Here is a 21,778-nt window from a genome sequence, read left to right as displayed (position 1 = left end):
ATTTAAATTGTTTATCTTATAATTAAGAAGACTTGAGAGATGATAAAACCCTTGGGAACTAAAATTTTAGTAAGCCATCTCTTAGGTCTTTTTATTTTTAGTGTACATAAAATATTATTTTTAAAATAATTATAAAATTAAAGTATTTATCAATAAATCTGATATAATAAAATAAAATGGTTTTGCAGTAGAGGTGATATTATGAGCTTTTCTTCTCAAGTTAAAGATGAGGTTGCAAAGATAAAAGTAGATGATTACGAAATTATTCTCTCAGAACTTGCAGGAATCACGCCTATGTGTGCAGTTTTGAATTTTAAAAATAAAAAGATTTCTATGGAATATATAACTGAAAATGCTCCAGTTGCTAGGAGAATTTTTACATTCTTGAGAAGATCCTTTGGTTTTGATGTTGAAGTAAAAAATGCAAAGTCTGCTCAACTTAAAAAGAATTTATTTATTATATATATATCACAAGATGAGTCTTGCAGGTTGCTACTAGATGAGTTAAAATATATGAAGGGTGCAAGCGTATTTATGATAAATTATTCGCCTGTTGATCTCATAAAAAATAATAGACAGAAGAAGGCTTATATACGTGGTGCCTTTTTAGGTTCAGGCTCTGTTACAAATCCAGAAAAGTCTTATCACTTAGAATTTGTTTCTGAAAACGAATCCAACGCATATTTTTTAAGAGATACAATTAATGAATTTGGATTCTCCTCAAAGATTATTAGGAGAAAAGAAAAACACATAATTTATATCAAGGACTCGGAACAAATTTCTGATTTTTTATCTCTGATAGGTGCTTATAACTCTGTTTTAAAATATGAAAATATTAGAGTTATAAAAGAAATGAGAAATAATGTAAATAGAATTGTAAATTGTGAAACTGCAAATTTAAATAAGATAGTTAAATCAAGTTACAATCAAGTTGAGGACATTAAATTAATAGATAGAGAGATCGGGATAGAAAGTTTAGATGAAGATTTAAGAGATATTGCAACTTTAAGACTTCACAACAGGTCCATGAGTTTAAATGATATTGCAAATTCACTTGAGCCCAAGATATCAAAATCCACTGTTAATTATAGATTTAAAAAACTTAGAAAGATAGCAAATGAGTTGAGGGGTGTATAAAATGACAAATAAAGAAGTTGTACTTAACAATAACGATGGACTCCATGCGAGGGCAGCGGCTCTTTTTGTGAGGGAGGCAAATAAATTTGCAAGTGATGTAAATTTAGAAGCTCATGGGGAAAAAGTAAATGGAAAAAGTATTATAGGCATAATGTCACTAGGTGCATTTAACGGTGAAAAGATAATAATTGAAGCTGATGGTGCAGATGAAGAAGAAGCAGTTGATAAACTTGCTAATTTAGTAGAAAAAGATTTTGTAAATATTTAATGATTTTTTATTTAATAAATAGTTTTTAAAGAGTTTTGGGTTTTATCCAGAACTCTTTTTTCATGTTCTTTTATTTGTTTGATAGCTTTGATAAAATGTACTATATAAGTTATAAGTAAATAATTTTTATTTAAAAAGTTTTAATTAAAGTTATAAATTAAAGGATGATTTTATGAATAATTTTGTGCATCTACATTTGCACAGTGAATATTCTCTTTTGGATGGTTCTACGAGAATATCTCTTCTTCCAAAAAAAGTTAAGGAACTTAATATGGATGCAGTAGCGTTAACTGATCATGGGAATATGTATGGTGCTATTGCTTTTTATAAAGCTTGCAAAGATGAGGGAATAAAACCAATTTTGGGCTGCGAAGTTTATATTTCAAAAAAGGATCTTTCAATAAAAGATAAGTCAAACGAAAGATATCATTTAATTCTTCTTGCAGAAAATAATGAGGGTTTTAAAAATATTATGAAAATTGTATCCATTGGATTTGTGGATGGATATTATTACAAGCCTCGCATAGATAAGGAAGTGTTAAAAAAATATTCTAAGGGGATAATTGCAACTTCTGCTTGTTTAGGTGGCGAAGTGCAAAAATTAATTTTAAATAGAGATATTGAGGCTGCAAAAAAATCGGCCTTAGAATATAGAGGAATTTTTGGGGAAAATAATTTTTTCTTAGAACTTCAAGATCATGGGATGCCAGAGCAAGCTAGGGTAAATAGAGAACTTATAAATTTGTCAAAAGAACTAGAAATACCTCTTACTGTATCAAATGATGTTCACTATTTAAATAAGGATGATGCGAAAAGTCACGATGTGCTACTTTGTATTCAAACGGGGAAAACTGTAAATGATGAAAATAGAATGAAATTTCCTTCAGATGAGTTTTATTTAAAATCTCCCGATGAAATGGCTGCACTTTTTCCAGAAAATAAAGATGCACTTGAAAATACAGTTGAAATTGCAAATAGATGTAATGTGGATATAAAATTTCATGATCTTCACTTGCCAGATTTTTCTGTTCCAAGTGAGTACACCCACGAAGAGTATTTAAAAAAACTTGCTGTTGAAGGGATGTATAATCGCTATGAAAATGTTACAGATGAAATAAAAAATAGATTTGAATTTGAATTTAATACAATTAGAGATATGGGTTACGTAGATTATTTTTTAATTGTATGGGATTTTATAAGATACGCTAGAAAACATGAAATTCAAGTTGGACCGGGAAGAGGATCAGCTGCTGGGAGTGTGATTTCTTTTTGCCTTGGGATAACTGATGTTGATCCTTTAAAATTTGATTTACTTTTCGAAAGATTTTTAAATCCAGAGAGAGTTTCAATGCCAGATATTGATATAGATTTTTGTTACGAAAGACGAGAAGAAGTAATTGAGTATGTAAACAGAAAATATGGAGATTCTCATGTTGCACAAATTGCTACTTTTGGAACTATGGCAGCAAGAAATGCCATAAGAGATGTTGGCAGAGCTCTCGACATGAGTTATGCAAAAGTTGATTATATTGCAAAACAAATTCCTCAGGCACTTAATATGACAATAGAAAAGGCTCTTGAAATATCTGAAAGTTTTAAAAGCATTTACGAAAAGGAGGATGATTCAAAAGAATTAATTGATATGGCTATAAAACTCGAGGGCCTTCCAAGGCATACCTCAACTCACGCAGCTGGCGTTGTTATTTCTAAAGATGAGCTGACAGAATATGTTCCATTAACCAGAAATGATAAAATAATTGCAACGCAGTTTAATATGATTGAACTGGAAGAGTTGGGACTTCTAAAAATGGATTTTTTGGGTCTTAGGACATTAACGGTTATAAGAGATGCCATAAATTTAATAGAAGAAAATTATGGTAAGAAGATTTCTTTTGAGAAATTTGACTATAATGATCCTGATGTTTTAAAGATGTTTGCAAGAGCAGATACTCTTGGGGTTTTTCAATTTGAATCAAGTGGCATGAGAGCCTTTTTAAAAGAATTAAAGCCTGATGAATTTTCTGATCTTGTAGCTGCCAATGCACTTTTTAGACCAGGACCAATGAAGCAAATTCCAAAATTTGTTGGGTCGAAGCACGACAAAAGTAAAATTTCTTATCTCCATCCAAAGCTTGAACCTATACTCAAATCCACTTATGGTTGTATAGTTTATCAAGAGCAGGTAATGCAAATTGTGCAACAAATTGGTGGTTACTCACTTGGTAGGGCAGATATTGTTAGACGTGCCATTTCCAAGAAAAAAATGAAGGTAATGGAAGAGGAGAGAAAAAATTTTATTTATGGAAATGTAGAAGAAGAAGTTTCTGGAGCTATTGCAAATGGAGTAGATGAAAAAACTGCTAATGAAATCTATGATTTGATTATAGATTTTGCAGATTATGCATTTAATAAATCTCACTCTGTTGCTTATTCTGTTGTAGCTTATAGGACAGCTTGGTTAAAATATTATTATCCTAGAGAATTCATGGCTGCACAAACTTCTACCTATACAAATGATATAAAACAAGTAAGTCTTTATATTGAGGAGATAAAAAGACTTGGTATAGAAATTCTTCCGCCAAATATAAATTATTCTTTTAAAAATTTTACTGTTGAAGATGGCAAAATTAGATTTGGGTTAAAAGCAGTTAAAAATGTTGGAAATAATTTAATAGACGTAATTGTAAAAGCTAGAGATAATGGAAAGTTTAAATCTTTAAAAGATTTTGTGGATAGAATTAATGCGATAGATAAGTCTGCCTTAAATAAAAGAGCAGTTGAATCTCTTATAAGATGTGGAGCAATGGATGATTTTAGTGGAAATAGAGCACAGTATCTTGCAATTTATGAAAAAGTAATTTCATCTTCATCAAATACTGCAAAAAATAATGTTGCTGGACAATTTTCTCTTTTTGAAAGCTCAGATGTTCAAGAAGATTTGCCAAGTTTAAAGGACTTTTCACAAAAAGACAAGCTTGATATGGAAAAAGAAGTTGTAGGAATATATATTTCAGGGCATCCACTTGATCCATATAGAGAATTAATTGAAAAAAGTGCAGATACAGATACAAATGAAATTTTTGAAAAGTATAGAGAAAATATGTTGAATAATAGCAAGGTAAAAGTTGGCGGAATTTTAAAAGCAAAAAAGACCATGATTACAAAGACAAATAAAATGATGGCCTTTGCACAATTAGAAGATCTTTTTGGGACAATTGAACTTGTAATTTTTCCAAATGTATTTTCAAAGTATAGAGAACTAATTGAAGATGAAAATGTAGTTTTTGTTGAGGGACATTTTCAGGAATCAGAAATTGAGGAGCCAAAAATTTTGGTAGATAAAGTTTCTAAGATTAAAATGCCAACAAATAAAAAATTATATATTTCAGTAAATTCGATGAGAGATAAAAATTTGAGAGAAATAAGAAATATTTTAAAAGATTATAGTGGAAATACTCCAGTAATATTTTATGAAGAAGAAAGTAAAAAAGCTTTTGGAACGGAGAATAATTTGTGGATAGATGAAAATTTATTTGAAGAACTTAGGGATAAATTAATATTATTTACAGAAAATGATAAAGAGAAAATAATATTAAAGTAAAAGAAGTAGGTGTCTATGAGAATTGCAATTTTAACAAGTGGTGGAGATGCTCCAGGGATGAACGGCGCAATACGTGCAGTAGTTAGGACTTGTATATATGAAGGAATAGAAATTTTTGGAATAAATGGTGGCTACGAAGGGCTAATTGATGGAAAATTTGAAAAATTAAATCTTTCTTCTGTTGCAGATATAATTCAAAGAGGGGGAACAATTCTGTCAACTTCTAGGTCAGAAAGATTTATGACAGAAGAAGGATTTAAGAAGGCATTAATTTCGCTTGAAGTTTTTGAAATTGATGTCTTAATTGTTTTAGGTGGTGATGGAACTCTTAGAGGTGCAAAAAAACTTTGTGATCATGGTATTAATGTAATTGGAATTCCATGCTCCATAGATAATGACCTTGCATATACAGATTTTACTATTGGATTTATGACTGCTGTTGAAACTGTTACAGAGGCAGTAAGTCATATTAGAGATACCACTGAAGCTCATGGTCGTGCAAATGTAGTTGAAGTTATGGGCCGTGAGTGTGGAGATATTGCACTTTATTCTGGTGTTTCGTCGGGTGCAGAGTCAATCCTTATACCAGAAATAGAAACAAATATAAATGAAATTGCAGAAAAGGCAATTATGTGCAAAAACAGAGGTAAAAGACATCACATAATAATTATGACAGAGGGATGTGGTAATGCCTTTGATTTTGCAGAAAAGTTTGAAAAGTTGACAGATATTGACACAAAAGTAACTGTTTTGGGTTATATTCAAAGAGGTGGAGCACCAAGTGTTTTTGATAGAATTTTATCGTCAGAACTTGGCTATTTTGCAGTTAAGGAAGCAAAAAAAGAAAATTCTGTTGCCCTTGGTGTAAAAAATGGATCTGTAATAAAAATGGAGTATGATGAAATTTTTAAATGTAAGAAAGTTTTTAGACACGATCTATTAGATATACTAAAGACAGTTTCTATATGAGGTGTGAAATGAAAAAAACAAAAATTGTAGCAACAATTGGCCCTTCAAGTGAAAGTGAAGAAGTTTTAAGAAGTTTGTTTTTAGAAGGAGTAAACGTTGCAAGGCTAAATTTTTCTCATGGAAGCCATGAGGAGCATAAAATAAAGATTGATAGAATAAAAAAGATTAGAAAAGAACTTGACCTTCCCATTGGTATAATGCTTGATACAAAAGGACCAGAAATTAGACTTGGAGATGTGGAGGGAGAAATTTTTTTAGAAGTTGGAGAAAACTTTACCCTTACAAGTAGAGAAATTGTGGGCGATAAAAATATTGCTACAATATCCTATAAAGAACTTTATAATGATGTAGAAGTTGGCGGTAAAATTTTAATCGATGATGGTCTTGTGGAACTAAAAGTAGTTTCCATTGTAGATGAAGACATAGTGACTGAAGTTTTAAATTCTGGATATATTTCTTCCCACAAAGGAGTAAATGTGCCGGGAGCAAATTTAAATTTGCCTGCTCTTACTAAGAGAGATGTAGAAGATATAAAATTTGGCGTGAAAGAAGATGTTGATTTTATTGCCGCATCCTTTGTTAGAAGTAAAGAAGATGTTCTTAAAATAAGAAAAGTTTTAGAAGAAGAAAGGGACTACACAACAAAAATTATTTCAAAAATAGAATCTCAAGGTGCAGTGGATTTAATTGACGAAATAATTGAAGTATCTGATGGCATAATGGTTGCTAGAGGAGATCTTGGCGTTGAAATAGAAACAGAGAAAGTTCCAATTGTACAAAAAGAGATTATAAAAAAGTGCAATATATCTGGCAAAACTGTAATTACTGCAACGCAAATGCTTGATTCAATGATTAGAAACCCAAGACCAACTAGGGCAGAAACAAATGATGTTGCCAATGCTGTCTTAGATGGAACAAGTGCAGTGATGCTCTCAGGTGAAACTGCAAGTGGAAAGTATCCCTTAGAATCTGTTATAACTATGCGAAAAATTTTGGAGTACACAGAAAATACTATTGATCACGATGAAATTTTAGAAAATATAATTAAAGTTGTGGAAAATTCCATGACTAATTCCATTGGGAGAAGCGCCTGCGTAATAGCGAGAGATTTAGATGCTAAGGCAATTATAACAGCAACAACTTCAGGAAATACATCAAGGGCAATTGCAAAGTTTAGACCAGTTACGCCTATTATTGCATCTACACCTTTTGAAAAAATAAAAAATCAACTTAGTATCGTTTGGGGCATAAATCCAATAAAAGTTTTAAATTTTAAAGATACAGATAATTTAATCGATGCATCAATGGAAGCTTCTGTAAAAAAAAGATATTTAAAATCTGGAGATTTAGTTGTACTTACAGCAGGAGTGCCAACAGGAATTGCTGGATCTACTAATCTTCTAAAAATAGAAAATGTTTCGGAAATCTTGGGACGTGGTACTTCAATTGGAAAAAAGAAAAAGAAGGCTAGAGCCATAGTTGTAAATTCTATAAAGGATTTGGAAGGAAATTTCGAAACAAAGGATATTATTGTGTGCAAGAGTACAAATGAAAAAATGATTCCTTTCATGGAGAGATCTTCAGGATTTGTAACAGAAGAGGCAGGATTCACATCAAATGGAGCAGTTTCTGCAATATCTCTTGATAAAATGGCAATAGTTGGAGTGAAATATATAACTGCGAAAATAAAAACAGGGGATATCATAACAATTGATGGAATAGATGGAACTGTTAGAAGATAAATTTTTATAAGAAGTATTGTTTTTTGCTTAGTTTATAATAAATTTATTTTAAGCCTTTTAGATAATTAATTAGTGGTAAGGTAGAATTTATAGGATTTGGACTTGTTATTATGAAAGAAATAAAGAAAAATTTTGATTATATTTTTGGGGAATTTTTAAAATTTTCAAAAAAGGGAAATATAGCACTTTTAGTTAATGCTATATTTGAGCCTTTTCCCACTTTTTTAATAGCACTTTTAAGTAAGAATATATTGGACTTATTTAAAAGAGGTGCAGGTTTAAGATTTATAACTAGATATTTGTTGTATTTTACAATTTTATTATTTGCAATAAATTTAGTTGTGAATTTTTCTTACAATATTTTTTGGCCAATTGTTGTAAAATTCCGATTTAGCAAACTTACTCATTTGGGAGAACTTGCGATGAAGATGGATTATTCACTGTTAGAAAATTATAGTGTGATGGAAGAGTTTGAAATTGCAAAGTCATCTTCATCTGACAATCAAAAAGGATTTGCAGGGTATGTTTTAAATTCAAATAAGATATTAAAGGGAATAGTTGGATTTTTTTTAAATGGTGCAGTCTTGCTATATTATTTGCCATTTTTAATTGCACCTGCAATTTTTGTATTTGTATTTAGTCTTAAAAAAAGTGTTAAGAATAGCCTTTTTATTCATGAGAAAGAAAATTATATAATTAAAGAATGCGATAGAAAAGAAAATTATTTTAATGATGCAATATGGGACTTTAGCACAGGAAAAGAAATAAGAATTTTTTCAATGGAGTCTATATTAGTCAGAAAGCTTAATTGTATCTTTAAAGAAATTAATTTAAATGTGAAAGATATTCTAACGAAGGAAAATAAACTATTTTTCTCAAATGGGTTAATTTGGTTTATATTTGAAATAGCTACGTATTTATATATTTTTATTTTGCATATAAATGGAAAATTAAGCATTAATTCGATTGTAATGTTAATAATGTTAATCTCTTTATTTAGACAAGCTATGAGCCAGATGATTCACGATTTTAGCAATCTTTATAAAAATAGTATTGAAGTTTCAGATTATTTATCTTTTTTTAATAAATATTCTGAAAAAGAAGGTAAGGGTTGTAATATTAGTAATATAAAAATTAAAGATATATATGAAATAGAATTTAAAGATGTTTGGTTTAGATATTCTGATAGAAGTCCTTTTGTACTTCAAGGAATTAATTTCAAATTATCTAATAAAGAAAAGTTTGCAATTGTCGGTGTAAATGGAAGTGGAAAAAGTACAATTATAAAACTTTTACTTGGATTATATAAAACGAGCAAGGGTCAAATTTTAATAAATGGGTTTGATATAAATAATATTGAGAAAAAGAGTTTATATTCTGCACTTTCTGCAATGTTTCAAAAAACTATTATATATTCTTTTACTGTGGCTCAAAATGTAGCTATGGCATCTGAATTTAATAGAGAACGAGTAATTCTTTCTTTAAAGAGAGCAGATATTTATGATGTGATTAGTGGTTTTGATGAAAATGTAGGTAAGATGATGTTAAAATTAATAGATGACAATGGTTATGTTCCTTCAGGTGGACAAAGTCAAAAAATTAATTTTGCAAGAACGCTTTATAGAGGAAGTCCCTTATTTATTTTAGATGAGCCATCAGCTTTTTTAGACCCTTTTTCAGAAGAGAGAATGTTAAGAACAATAGTCGAAAATTCAATAGATAAAATTACGATTTACATTTCGCACAGACTCACAACAGTAAAATTTTGTGACAAAATAATATTACTTGAAAATGGAAAAATAAAAGAGCAAGGGAATTTTGACGAAATAATGGAAAAACAAGGCGAGTTTTATAATATGTATATGAGCCAGAAGATGCTATATTTAAAAGATTAAGATTACAATTAGGAGAAAAGAATTGTTTAGAAGGATTTACAAAACTATATGGGAAATGTCTAAAAAATATTTATATTTTTCTCTTATTTTAATAATTATAAAGAGTATATTGCCAATAATTACAGTTATATTTCCCAAAATTGTTATAGACAACATAACTTCTGGAAAGGGGTTTAAAGTAGTTGTAAGTACAATTATTTTTATAATCTTTATAAAGTATTTATTAGAAATATTAGTAAATATTTTTGACAATAAATTAGAATATATTGGGACAGAATTAAATCAAAAGTTTGAATTAAATATACTAAAGAAAATAATGCGAGTAGATTATGAAATTTTAGAAAGTCCAAAGATACTTGATATGAAAGATAAGGCACTTGAAGGAATTTCTGTAAATAATGGAAGTATATCTATTTACAATGAAAAAATTATAGAAATTATATCTTCTATTATTTCTATTTTTGGTGTCACATATATAATAACAAGAATTAATATAAGGTATTTATTGGCACTTGTTTTGATTTTAATTTTAGATTTTGTAATTGAAAAACTGATAGCGAATTTTGAAATAAAAAATTGGAATAAATGGATTCCAATTAATAGAAAATTTCGAATGGTATATGATTTGATGTATAATTTTAATAACGGATCTGATATTAGAATCTTTAATACATCTGATTTTTTTGGAAATACTGCAAAAGATACCAATAAAGATATGTATCAAGTTATGAGCGATGAGGCAAAAACTGTTTCTAAATATAATATACTTAATAATTTGTTAGAATCACTTAAAATTTTTTTGGTTTTTTATTTGGGATTAGAGGGTCTTACAAAAAAGAGCCTTTCAATAGCAGATTTTAGTTCATATTTAGTTTCAGTGAACGTGTTTTTGAATTCAGTTAAGACTATTAGTCATGCTATTGTAGATATTAGTAAAATTAATTGCTATGTAGAAAGTTATTTTGTATTTTTAGACTTAGATATTTCAGAAAAAGAAATTATAATTAAAAATAAAAATATTTTAAATTTAGATAAAAAAGGTTCTAAGATTGTATTTGAAAATGTATATTTTAAATATCCATCTCAGGATAAATATACATTAAAGAATTTGAGCTTTAAAATAGGAAAAAACGAGAGAGTTAGCTTGGTAGGTTCAAATGGTGCAGGCAAATCTACAATTATTAAATTACTAATAGGTCTTTATAAGCCAACTGAGGGAAGAATATTAATAGACGGTTGTGACTTAGAGAGCTATAAAAAAGAAGATTTATTTAAAAAATTTGGAGTAGCTTTCCAAGACTTTAATATTTTTCCTCTTTCAGTATCAGAAAATATAGATACGAATTATAAATGTGATGAGGAAAAGATAAATGAATTATTATCTGAGTTTGGCCTTTATGAAAAAATAGAGAGTTTGGAACATGGATTAGAAGAAAATTTGTACAAGGCTTATGATTCTTCATCTACGGATTTATCTTTGGGGCAAAAACAAAAAATTACTTTAATAAGAGCCTTATACAGTGATAGAGAGTTTTTAATATTAGATGAGCCAACTGCTTCTGTTGATGTATATACAGAGGTGGATTTCTATAAAAGTTTAGAAGAGTTCACTCGCAATAAAACTTCGATTTTTATTTCACACAGGCTTATAAGTTCAAAATTTTCTGACAAAATTTTTGTTTTAGAAAATGGCGAGATAATAGAAAGTGGAAGTTTTGAAGATCTTATGAGATAAAATAGTAGATTTAAGGAAATGTTTGACATTCAAAAGAAAAAATTTGTATAAAAAGGATCTCTAGACATTTTGTATTTATGTTTTAGAGATCTTTATTTTTGTGCTATTATTTTTTTTATGTTTTTTTCTCTTTCCTTTAAAATGGAATTAAAGTTTTCTAATTTTACCTTTACATTTTTAGATTCTGACATTAATTTTATTTTAGAAAATTTTTCTGATTCATTTAAGTAGTTGAAATTTTCTTCAATTTTTTGGGATAGAATCTTGTAAATTTTATCTAAAGTTTTAGAGGCTTTAGCTAAATTATTTAGTGTGAGCAGTATATCAATTGCAAATAAAACTCCCAATATAGAGGTGATTAAGTTTATTAATTTGTTGTCTGCAATAGATAAGAAAAAAATCATAATTGGGGTTAATTTTTTTACTATTGCAATATTTCCAAAACCAAAAATTATAAGACCATATAAGCAGACTCTACTTTTGATTTGGAAAGGATAGTTGCTATAATCCCACCATTTCTTGTGGAAGAATCTCTCAAGAAAATATCCTATCATATATTCTACAGTGCAACATAAAAAGGCAGAGTATATAAAAATGGATAGGCTTGATTGAAAACCTTTAAGTGTGAAGTAGGACAGAGTGGCACCTATGCCATAAATAGGGCAACAAGGTCCTAGCAAAAATCCTCTGTTGTGAATTTTATCAAGTTCAACGATAGAACAAGGGAAACTCTCCCATAACCAACCTAAAAATGAATAGATAAAAAATATTAAGTAAAATTCTGATATTTTCATAAATTTTCAAAACTCACTTTCGCAAATCTATGAGATACAGTTTCAACTGTTGACACCCATTTGTCTGCATAAGTTATAATCCATGATTCCAAATATTTTGGTGGAACTACAGTTAAAGGGAACATATGCTTTATTATTATATCTTTTTCAACATTGTTTAGATCAAGTTCACTCCTTGCATTTTTGTAAGCTTCTTTTGGATGAGTAAAGCCATGAAAACTTTTTTTATGTTTTTTGTCATGCCAATCGTATAAAAAGTAATCGTGAAGAAGAGCACCTCTTATTAGAGAATCCATGTCTACATTTAAATTATATTTTTCGGCGATTTCAATAGATTTTTTTGCAACGGAAATAACGTGAGAGTATACAGTTGTATTTCCATGCTGTATATAATTTTTTGTTTTTAAAAATCTAGTATTTTTATTTAATTCTTCTATAATTTCTTTAAGTCTTTTTTCATTATCCATCTTATTCTCCTCGAAAATTATTTTAGATTAAAAATGTAAAAAATTTTCTAAATTTATGTTAAAATTTAAAGAAAATTGCAAAAAAATAAAAGTCAAAAGTCATATTGCTATGACTTTTGACTTTTATTTTCTATTAGAACTTTGATTCAAAATAAATTCTATTTTCAGAAGAAACAAGAGCATCACTTAGTTCTATTAATTTTAAATTTTCTTTAGAAAAGGTCAGCATAGAAGTTGCCTTTTCAAAGTTTTTATCATTTAGTGAATATCTATTTTTTATAATTTCTATTTCACTTTCATTTTTTGTTGTAAATTCGTATACAATTTTGTCTTTTTTATTTAAAACTGTTGGATTTGTTTGAACTTGATTTAAAAATTCAACCAAATTATTTGAATTTATAGAATTTTTAATTTTGTCAATTGAAATATCTTCTAAAAAGTTTTTTTCCTTTGAATCACAAAGATTTGGATAAAGTTCTGTAATTTTTTTAGTCTTGGTATTTTCTTTTTTTATAGAAAATTTTTCTGGTTGTATTTCTTTTGAAGAATTATTTAAAGAATTTATAACATCTTCATATTTTTTATTTGTTGTAGGAGTTTTGTCTTTTTTATTCTCTTCTGAAGATTCATCTTTTTTGGATTCATTGATTATTTTTTTGACATTTTTATCTGTATCAGGACTTTTAATTTCCAAATCGTGAAGCTTTTCTTGGGAAGGTTCATTTCCTTCTTTTTTCAAATTTTTGTCTTGAGATTTTTCTCTATTAAGGTTAGTTTCGTTAGAAATTTTTACATTTTTCTTTGAATCTTCTTTATGTAATCTAGCCGAGCTTTTTGTAGTTTCATTTATATTTTTTTTATTAGCGGGAAGAGCTTTTTTATTACTTTTAGATTTCCACAAATAAAAGATAAGGACAATGACTACAATTAAAATAAAATATAGCATTTCAGCACCTCCAATTATTTATATTATACCACTTAAATATAAAATAACTACTTTAATTAATTAAAAAATTAAAAAGTTTTAAATTAAAAAGAACTCAGTTTCCCAAGTTCTTTTCAAAATATTAATTTTCTAACTTTCTTTGTTTCCTATTTTCTATTTTTCCTTTTAAAATAGGCACAACATCTCTAACTTCGCGAACACCCAAGTAATATAGACAAATTAAATAAATAACAGCGGCAATTGCTACTATAATTATTAAAAGAATCAAACGCAAAAGTGTTTGCATACCACCACTAGCAAAAGAAATAATTAATTTTTCATAAGGGAAGTAGGCAAGCGTAACAAGTCCCATAACAGAAGATGCCATTAATGCTTTAACAAGTGCTTTTATATAGGATTTTACTCCAAGATTTCCAATTTTTTTCTTTAAAAGTATAAATGAAATAAAAACTGCTATCATAGTTGCAATTGAAACTGATGCAGCAAGTCCATTTGTGCCAAAGTGTCTTGCAACTAAGAGGTTTAGCCCAACATTTATTGCCACATTTACAACTCCAACATAAAATGGAGTCTTTGTGTCATCAACGGAATAATAAATTCTATTTAATACATTTATTAATGATATAGAAATAAGTGAGAGTGAATAAAATCTAAGCGTAGAAGTTGCCGCAATCCCATTTTCTGGAGTAAAAGCTCCACGCACAAAGGCAATTTCTATAATTGGTCTTGCCAATACTATTAGCCCCACAGTTGCAGGAACAGTTAAAAATAAAACTGATTTTATTGATGCATTCATAACTTTTTTTCCGTCACGCATATTTCCCTGACCAAGTGTCCTTGTTAGTACTGGAAAAATTGTTGCAGTTATTGCAGTTATAAAAATACCAATAATCATTGTGTTCATTTTATTCGCATAATATAAAATTGAAGCAGCTCCTCTACCCATTCCAGAAGCCAAAGATCTATTTACAAGTGTGTTTATATCATTTATAGATACAGAAACAAAAACAGGAAGAGCAAGAGTTATTGCTTCTTTTACATATTCATCTTTAAAATCCAAGACAAATTTAGGTTTGTAACCGATTTTCATTGCATGAGGAAGTAAAAATAAAAATTCTGCAAGTATTCCTAGTACAGATGAAATTGTAAGCCCTATTATACCAACATGACGAGAAAATAATGCTAAATATATTATATATGTTAAGTTTAGAGGAATTGCTATTGCACCAGCTGCAGCAAATTTGCCACCATGTTGCAAATATCCTTCCATTACCCCAACCCATGATGAAAATAATACTACTGGCATCCCAACTTGAATTAATTTAACAACAATATCATAAGTTTCTTTATCAGCTTGGGATGCTGTTAAGTATGCAATTTGCCTTGGAAAAATTATACCAAGGATGATAAGTACAAAGGATACAAGTGAGGCAATTGATAATAAATTATTAGTAAAATAATTTTTTTGGTTTTTACCATAATCTAGTTCAGCTTTTTGAACTGATGGTATATAAGTTGTTGCAATAGCTTGAGTTACAAAACCTGCAATCATTGCAGTTGCAGCTTGTGCAAGAGAAAAGGCGTCCATTTCAGTTCCTGCACCAAAGACATTTGCAGTTAAAGACTCTCTAAAAAAACCAAAAAGTTTTCCTATTAATGAAAAGATTATTATTGCAAGAGTTGACTTTGCAATTTTTGAGCCTGTATTACTTTTATTTTCCAATTTAAAAACTCCTTTATATCTTCTCAAATTATAATTTGTTTAAAATTTTATGTCAAGTAAAGGGCTTCTTTCTAATTCAAAGAAAAGTTTTTTTGTGTTATTATGAATGTAAAATAGAAAATTAAAAAAATTACAAATAGGAGGAAAAATGAAGAATAGAAATTTAATAAAAAAAGTAATGCCATATTTTTATAAGTATAAATTGACTTTGTTTTTAGATTTATTTTGTGCAGCCTTTACAACTGCAAGTGAAATGATCTTGCCATTAATTCTAAGAGCACTTACAAATAGAGGGATGAAAGATTTAGAATCTATTACTTTTGATTTTGTATTAAAACTTTCTCTTATATATATTGCAATAAAAATTGTGGAAATAATTGCTCAGTATTTTATGACAAGTATTGGGCACATAATGGGTGCGAGAATAGAAACAGATATGAGGCGTGATTTATATTCGCATCTTCAAACTCTTTCTGATACTTTTTACAACGAAACAAAAGTCGGAGTTATAATGTCAAGAATTACAAATGACCTTTTTGACATAACAGAATTTGCACATCACTGTCCAGAAGAATATTTTATTGGGGCAATAAAAATACTAGTATCTTTAATTATTCTTTTAAATATAAATGTGAAGATGACTCTTTTGATTTATATTATGATTCCTCTTATGATATTTTTCTCAGGAAGATTTAGAAAGAAAATGCGTGAAGCACAAAAAGATCAAAGAGTTCACATTGGCCATTTGAACTCTTCCATAGAAGACTCTTTACTAGGAATAAAAGTTGTAAAATCTTTTGCCAATGAAGATGTTGAAAACGAAAAATTTATGAATGAAAATGATAAATTTTTAAACATCAAAAAGAGATATTACAAATCAATGGCAGGATTTAATACAATTAACAGAGTTTTTGATGGTTTGATGTATCTTATCCTGATAGCAAGTGGCGGATATTTCCTTATGAAGAGGGAAATTGGACCAGAAGATTTGATTGTCTATGTAATGTATGTGCAATCACTTCTTGCAACTGTGAGAAGAATTATAGAATTCACAGAACAGTTTCAAAAAGGAATGACTGGAATTGAAAGGTTTGCAGAAATTATGTCTGTTGAATCTGACATAAAGGATAGAAAAAATGCAAAAGAAATAAAAAATGTGAGAGGAGAAATTTCCTTTAAGAATGTTTATTTTAGTTATGGAGAAGGTGGAGAAAAAGTTTTAGAAAACTTTAGTGTTGATATAACTCCTGGAGAAAAGCTTGCAATTGTTGGACCCAGTGGAGCAGGAAAGACTACAATTTGTAATTTAATACCAAGATTTTATGATGTAGACAGTGGTTCTGTAAATGTAGATGGTATTGATGTACGTGATATAAAAATAAAATCATTAAGAGAAAATATTGGAATAGTGCAACAAGATGTATATTTATTTTCAGGAACTGTGAAAGACAATATTGGATATGGAAAAAGTGACGCAAGTGATGGAGAAATAATTGAAGCAGCAAAACTTGCAGGAGCCTATGAATTTATAAAAAATTTACCTGACGGATTTGACACCTATGTTGGAGAGAGGGGTGTAAAATTATCAGGAGGACAAAAACAAAGAATTTCTATTGCAAGAGTTTTTCTAAAAAATCCACCAATATTAATTTTAGATGAAGCAACGTCTGCTCTAGACAATAAAAGTGAAATAATTGTACAAGATTCCATAGAAAAACTTTCCAAAGGAAGGACTACAATTACTATTGCACATAGACTTACAACAGTGCAAAATGCAGATTTAATAATTGTAATGACAAAGGATGGAATTATAGAAAGAGGAAGCCATAAAGAGTTAATGGATAGAAAAGATTATTATTACAACCTTTATACAAAAGGAGGAAGATTAGAGTAAATGAAACTTTTGATATAAAAGTGATGAAGAAAAATTTTATAGATTTTATCAAGCAAAGTAACTGATTTAATTTTTATAAGAGAGATGCTATAAAGGACAAGAAAAAATATTCCACAATACAGAAAATTCTTTAAAATTTTAAAAGTAATTGGATAATTTAAAATAGAAAATATGAATTGATTTCCGAAAGTTGGTTTTTGAAAGTCGATTTTTTATAAAAGATTTATAAATATAGGTATATCTAATAGTATTAAATTAATAAAAGCTAAATAGAAATTAAAAAGCTTTTGCTTAAAATAAAAATTTAGATAAAAAACTACCAGAGATAGTTTATAATTTCTCTGGTAGTTAATCTAAGATTATAGGGCAGCGTAATTATACTGCAACAATTTTATTTTTAATAATACTAAATTATATTAAATTCTTTTAGCATTTCTTCTATATCTGTTCCCTTAATAAGTTTTGCAACTTTCATCTTTTGTAATGGGCTAAGTGGAAGTTCAGGTTTTTTACCATCTGATAAAGAAACCATTCCATTTAGAAGGTATCTTAAATCATATCTTGATGCGAATACTTCCGGTACAGCTTTTTCTACTCCGCAAAGAACATAAACTGCTTCCATAGCTGTTCTTCCAGAATATTCTGTTGTAAATACTGTATCTCTTCCTGGAGCATCAAGAGTTTCTGCAAATTGTCCTAAGAATGCAAAGTTTACTCCACCCTTTGGAACTACATATGGTCTATCTCCAGATTTTCTAGGCATAAATTGTGATGTTATATATGGCATCATAACTGGAACTGCTGTACATGTTTCAGCAAGTGCATCAATTTCATTTACGGGTACACCAATGTGGAATAACCATTCTTTTGTAATTTCTTTACCAGTACAATCTCTCATTTTCTTTTTGATGAAGTCACCTTCTACATCTGTAAATAATCCGTAAATCCAAACACAAACATCATTTTCAGGTTGTTCTGGATATTGGCCTTGTCTATTAATTGTCCAAGACATTAACCAGCTTGAATCAACACAAGTTACAATACCACCTGTTACAGTTTTTCCACCATAAGGGCTTCTCTTTGTAATTTTTTCAATATATTTTGGAACTGATTCATCGTGACAAGTTACTGTACAAGACTCCCAGTTACTCTTTTCTACATCAGAACAGAAAACTTCTGGATGTCCAAAATCATCAGATTTTTTAGCAATATTTTTCCACATTTCCCAACAACCACTTTGTTCATCTGAAAGTTCAGCTGCTGTGTTGTCATCTCCATAACTAGAATTTTCAGTCATAGAACCATTTGTAATGAATAATAAATCATTTTCTGTCAAATCAATTGACTTATCATTTCCATCTTTATCTTCAGCAATTATTTTTGTAGCAACCTTTTTATTTTCTGAAATATCAAAATCAACATCAGTTACCTTAATATTGTATTGGAATTTACATCCGTGATTTTCAAGATATTTAACCATAGGTTTTACAATTGAATTGTATTGGTCATATCTTGTAACTCTAAGTGCTGATAAATCAGTTAGACCGCCTACGTGGTGGATGAAACGATTTAAATATAATTTCATTTCTAAAGCAGAGTGCCAATTTTCAAAAGCAAACATTGTTCTCCATAAAGTCCAGAAATCTGAATTTAGAAGACCATCTGAAAAAATATCTTCAATAGCCTTATCTTCTAGTAGTTCATCTTGAGTCATGCAAAGTTCAGCAATTTCTTTAACTTGATCTTGAGTTAGATTAAATTTACCATCGTCATAACGTTCACCTTGTTTGTGAGTTATACGGCAATTACTAAAGTTTGGATCGTCGTAGTTAGTGTAGAAATAATCGTCTAAAACACTCATTTCTGGGTCTTCTAAGCTTGGGATAGAACTCCAAATATCCCATAGACATTCGAAGTGAGCTCCAGTTTCTCTACCACCACGAGCAACATATCCTCTAGTATCCATGTATTCACCGTCAAGTGAACCACCAGGGATATCTAATTGTTCTAAGAAAGTAATTTTTTTACCGTCCATATGTGCATCTCTAATTAAAAAGCAGGCTGCAGTTAAAGCTGCAATTCCTGTTCCAACTAGATATGCAGATTTTTCTTCAATACCTTCTGGTTTTCTAGCTTTAACTAATCTTTGAAAATCTCCATTAGTTAATTTAAGTCTTTTATCATGAGTTTTAAGTTCCATAACATCCTCCTTATATAGTCCTTTATCTTCCTTCTATATTCATTAAACCATTATTTTGATAAAGTATCATCTCTCAAAAGAGGACATTTGGGGTAATTTTACCCAACATCAAAGTTTTGGGTAAACTCTTTTAGCTTCTCACTTCTCTTTAAAGATAACAAAATATTACCGTCCATTAGCTCTCCTATTCTGCGTGCAATAGCCTTTGGATCTGTCTTCATGTCAGTCGCTACCCATTGAATCAAAGAAGAACTTAGAGCACATTGATAAAAATAAGCAATTAGTTTTATATCAATTTTCTTTGCCTTAGTATCCACAGCAACTCTTCTTACATATTTCCTCATTATTTCTCCTGAAATCGAAAAAATATATTTTTCCAATTCAATCTTATAATCAGATTCATACATATGCTTGACAACTTTTTTGTTATCTAAAATAAATTTAGCAGCTAAAATAAAACTCTCTTCCCATGATAAGGTCTCATTGAACTCCTCAATTACCCTTTCAAGTTCTTCATCAAAAATTTCCTTAATCAATTGAGGTAAATTTTCATAATGATAATAAAAAGTCTTTCTTTCAATTTTACATTGCTTAGCTAGTTCAGTTACAGTAATATTATGTAATTGTTTTTTATTTAAAAGATTTATAAATTCTTTTCGTATTAAATCTTTAGTATAATTTTTTGGCATATAAATTCCCCTTATTAGAATAAAGTTATATATTATATATTTTCCCAATTTATTAATTATTAAAAGAGATAAGATAATAAATAATTTTATAATTTTTAATATAACTATTTCTGTGAGTTAAAATCAATTTCAAATTCCTAGTTTTGAGATATAGGGTATTTTTATATGTATAATTGAAAAGTCAGGAACTTTATTTAACGGATACTCTTATAAATTACTTTATATATTGAACGTGTTCGGTGATATCTTTATAAACATCCATTTTTCTCTCGTTATAAATAACTTTATTTTGCTCGAAGATATTGTTTCCTTTACTATCAATAGAGACTATTAATGGACCAAATTCTTCCACATCGCAAACCCAAAGGGTTTCGGGCATTCCTAAATCTGTCCACTTTGCATCTACAATTTCTTTAACTCTAGTAGCTGCCCATACTGCGTTTCCTGCTGGGATAACAACATGGATTGCTTTATTTTTTTTACAACCTCTGGCAGTACCTTCGCCCATACCACCTTTGCCAATTATTATTTTGACGCCAGTCTTTTCTATAAATTTTTCTTCAAACTTTTCCATTCTCATTGAAGTAGTGGGGCCAACAGAAATCATTTCATATTTTCCATTTTTTTCTGATATTATTGGTCCTGCGTGTAGTATAGCTTTGTCTTTTATATCTACTGGAAGTTCTAGTCCTTCTTCTATTACTCTTCTATGAGCAACATCTCTACAAGTTACCATTCTTCCAGATAAATAAATTATATCTCCAATTTTTAAATGCTTGATATCTTCATATGATATCGGTGTTGTTAAAATTTTTTTACTCATAACTCTATCCCTTCGTGACTTAGTATTTCATAATTCATATCTTTATCTAATAAAATAATTCCTCTTCTGTGGGACCAACAACCTACATTAAGTGCAACTGAAAGAACACTTGGATGTCTAGCTGTATTTACAATATTTACACCCATTACAGAATTTTCACCACCAAAGCCCTGTGGACCGATTCCAATTTTATTAATTCCGTCTTCAAGCCTTTTTTCTAAATCTTTTGCTCTTTCATCATTGTTGTGATCACCAACTTTTTTCATAAGGGCAAGTTTAGAATTTATAGCAGCTGTTTCTATAGATGTTCCAATTCCAATTCCAACGAGAAGTGGAGGGCAAGCATTTAAGCCATAAGAAGTCATTCTATCTAAAACGAATTTAACAACTGCTTCGTACCCTTCGCCAGGCATAAGAGTAATCCCTGCTCCTGGGAGTGAACATCCTCCACCTGCCATATATGTGTAAATTTTTGCGGATGAACCTGGAACTAGTTTTGTAAATATTGTTGGCGTTCCCTTGCCAATGTTTTTGCCAGTATTATATTCTTTAAAAGTTTCAACGCTATTGTGCCTAAGTGGTATTTCTATTGTTGCTTTATAAGTTGCTTTTCTTAGAATGTTTTCTAAATTTGATTTGAAAGGGAAGTCTTCTCCGACTTCACAAAAGAACTGCAATACACCAGTATCTTGACAACTCGGTCTTTTCATTTTCCATGCAAGTTCTTGATTTTTTTTCATTGTTTCAAAAATAGTTTTTGCAAGAGGACTCGTTTCTTTTTCTGAAAGGTCCTTTAATTTGTCTTCAACATCTTTTGGAAGTTTCATGCTGACAATTCCAATAAAAGATGACATTTCATCAATAAATTTCTTTTCTAAATTTTCTTTGTTCATTT

Annotated in this window: 16 protein-coding genes; 8 read left to right on the top strand and 8 right to left on the bottom strand. The window is 29.2% G+C overall.

Going from position 1 to position 21,778, the window contains the following annotated elements; genetic code table 11:
* The first annotated feature begins 201 nt into the window (after positions 1 to 201).
* The 7 genes from whiA to BQ5450_RS04205 all read left to right on the top strand — a co-directional run bounded on the left by whiA (position 202) and on the right by BQ5450_RS04205 (position 11,347).
* Entirely contained in the window at positions 202 to 1,137 is a 936-nt protein-coding gene (whiA, locus tag BQ5450_RS04235; RefSeq protein ID WP_071126080.1) for a DNA-binding protein WhiA, read from the top strand.
* 1 nt (position 1,138) lies between these two features.
* The gene (locus tag BQ5450_RS04230; protein WP_010242578.1) at positions 1,139 to 1,405 is read left to right on the top strand and encodes an HPr family phosphocarrier protein; all 267 of its coding nucleotides are present in this window, start codon (positions 1,139 to 1,141) and stop codon (positions 1,403 to 1,405) included.
* 172 nt (positions 1,406 to 1,577) lie between these two features.
* Positions 1,578 to 5,006: a DNA polymerase III subunit alpha gene (locus BQ5450_RS04225; protein ID WP_071126079.1), complete on the top strand. Its 3,429-nt coding sequence runs from the start codon at positions 1,578 to 1,580 to the stop codon at positions 5,004 to 5,006.
* Positions 5,007 to 5,021: 15 nt separating this feature from the next.
* Positions 5,022 to 5,975, top strand: a complete 954-nt coding sequence (locus BQ5450_RS04220; protein ID WP_071126078.1) for an ATP-dependent 6-phosphofructokinase — start codon at positions 5,022 to 5,024, stop codon at positions 5,973 to 5,975.
* 8 nt (positions 5,976 to 5,983) lie between these two features.
* On the top strand, positions 5,984 to 7,717 hold the full coding sequence (gene pyk, locus BQ5450_RS04215; RefSeq protein WP_071126077.1) for a pyruvate kinase: 1,734 nt from the start codon (positions 5,984 to 5,986) through the stop codon (positions 7,715 to 7,717).
* Between the two features lie 110 nt (positions 7,718 to 7,827).
* Complete coding sequence (locus BQ5450_RS04210; protein ID WP_071126076.1) at positions 7,828 to 9,612, top strand: ATP-binding cassette domain-containing protein; 1,785 nt, start codon at positions 7,828 to 7,830, stop codon at positions 9,610 to 9,612.
* Positions 9,613 to 9,634: 22 nt separating this feature from the next.
* Complete coding sequence (locus tag BQ5450_RS04205) at positions 9,635 to 11,347, top strand: ABC transporter ATP-binding protein (protein WP_071126075.1); 1,713 nt, start codon at positions 9,635 to 9,637, stop codon at positions 11,345 to 11,347.
* 92 nt (positions 11,348 to 11,439) lie between these two features.
* Here the strand turns inward: BQ5450_RS04205 and BQ5450_RS04200 are convergent, their stop codons facing one another.
* The 4 genes from BQ5450_RS04200 to murJ all read right to left on the bottom strand — a co-directional run bounded on the left by BQ5450_RS04200 (position 11,440) and on the right by murJ (position 15,277).
* Positions 11,440 to 12,141: a putative ABC transporter permease gene (locus BQ5450_RS04200; protein WP_071126074.1), complete on the bottom strand. Its 702-nt coding sequence runs from the start codon at positions 12,139 to 12,141 to the stop codon at positions 11,440 to 11,442.
* Positions 12,138 to 12,608 carry an HD domain-containing protein gene (locus BQ5450_RS04195; RefSeq protein ID WP_010242564.1) on the bottom strand — a complete coding sequence of 157 codons (471 nt, stop codon included), beginning with the start codon at positions 12,606 to 12,608 and terminating at the stop codon, positions 12,138 to 12,140. Before BQ5450_RS04195 ends, BQ5450_RS04200 begins: the two co-directional genes overlap by 4 nt.
* A gap of 133 nt (positions 12,609 to 12,741) precedes the next feature.
* Positions 12,742 to 13,554: a hypothetical protein gene (locus BQ5450_RS04190; RefSeq protein ID WP_010242563.1), complete on the bottom strand. Its 813-nt coding sequence runs from the start codon at positions 13,552 to 13,554 to the stop codon at positions 12,742 to 12,744.
* A gap of 121 nt (positions 13,555 to 13,675) precedes the next feature.
* The gene (gene murJ, locus BQ5450_RS04185) at positions 13,676 to 15,277 is read right to left on the bottom strand and encodes a murein biosynthesis integral membrane protein MurJ (protein WP_071126073.1); all 1,602 of its coding nucleotides are present in this window, start codon (positions 15,275 to 15,277) and stop codon (positions 13,676 to 13,678) included.
* Between the two features lie 148 nt (positions 15,278 to 15,425).
* Between murJ and BQ5450_RS04180 the strand changes: the two genes are divergently transcribed.
* Positions 15,426 to 17,171: an ABC transporter ATP-binding protein gene (locus BQ5450_RS04180; protein WP_071126072.1), complete on the top strand. Its 1,746-nt coding sequence runs from the start codon at positions 15,426 to 15,428 to the stop codon at positions 17,169 to 17,171.
* Positions 17,172 to 17,577: 406 nt separating this feature from the next.
* On the opposite strand, the gene BQ5450_RS04175 is transcribed toward BQ5450_RS04180, so the two are convergent.
* The 4 genes from BQ5450_RS04175 to ttdA form a co-directional block, all read right to left on the bottom strand.
* Positions 17,578 to 19,371 carry an oleate hydratase gene (locus BQ5450_RS04175; protein WP_071126071.1) on the bottom strand — a complete coding sequence of 598 codons (1,794 nt, stop codon included), beginning with the start codon at positions 19,369 to 19,371 and terminating at the stop codon, positions 17,578 to 17,580.
* A 98-nt stretch (positions 19,372 to 19,469) separates the two neighbouring features.
* On the bottom strand, positions 19,470 to 20,060 hold the full coding sequence (locus BQ5450_RS04170) for a TetR-like C-terminal domain-containing protein (RefSeq protein ID WP_071126070.1): 591 nt from the start codon (positions 20,058 to 20,060) through the stop codon (positions 19,470 to 19,472).
* A 214-nt stretch (positions 20,061 to 20,274) separates the two neighbouring features.
* Positions 20,275 to 20,883: a L(+)-tartrate dehydratase subunit beta gene (gene ttdB / locus BQ5450_RS04165; RefSeq protein ID WP_071126069.1), complete on the bottom strand. Its 609-nt coding sequence runs from the start codon at positions 20,881 to 20,883 to the stop codon at positions 20,275 to 20,277.
* Complete coding sequence (ttdA, locus tag BQ5450_RS04160) at positions 20,880 to 21,776, bottom strand: L(+)-tartrate dehydratase subunit alpha (RefSeq protein WP_071126068.1); 897 nt, start codon at positions 21,774 to 21,776, stop codon at positions 20,880 to 20,882. The genes ttdB and ttdA overlap by 4 nt, the downstream gene beginning before the upstream one ends.
* Between the last annotated feature and the right edge of the window lie 2 nt (positions 21,777 to 21,778).

Origin of the sequence: Peptoniphilus lacydonensis, from assembly GCF_900106515.1 — a bacterium.
GTDB classification, from domain to species: Bacteria; Bacillota; Clostridia; order Tissierellales; family Peptoniphilaceae; genus Peptoniphilus_A; species Peptoniphilus_A lacydonensis.
This window is presented reverse-complemented; position numbering and strand designations above follow the sequence as displayed.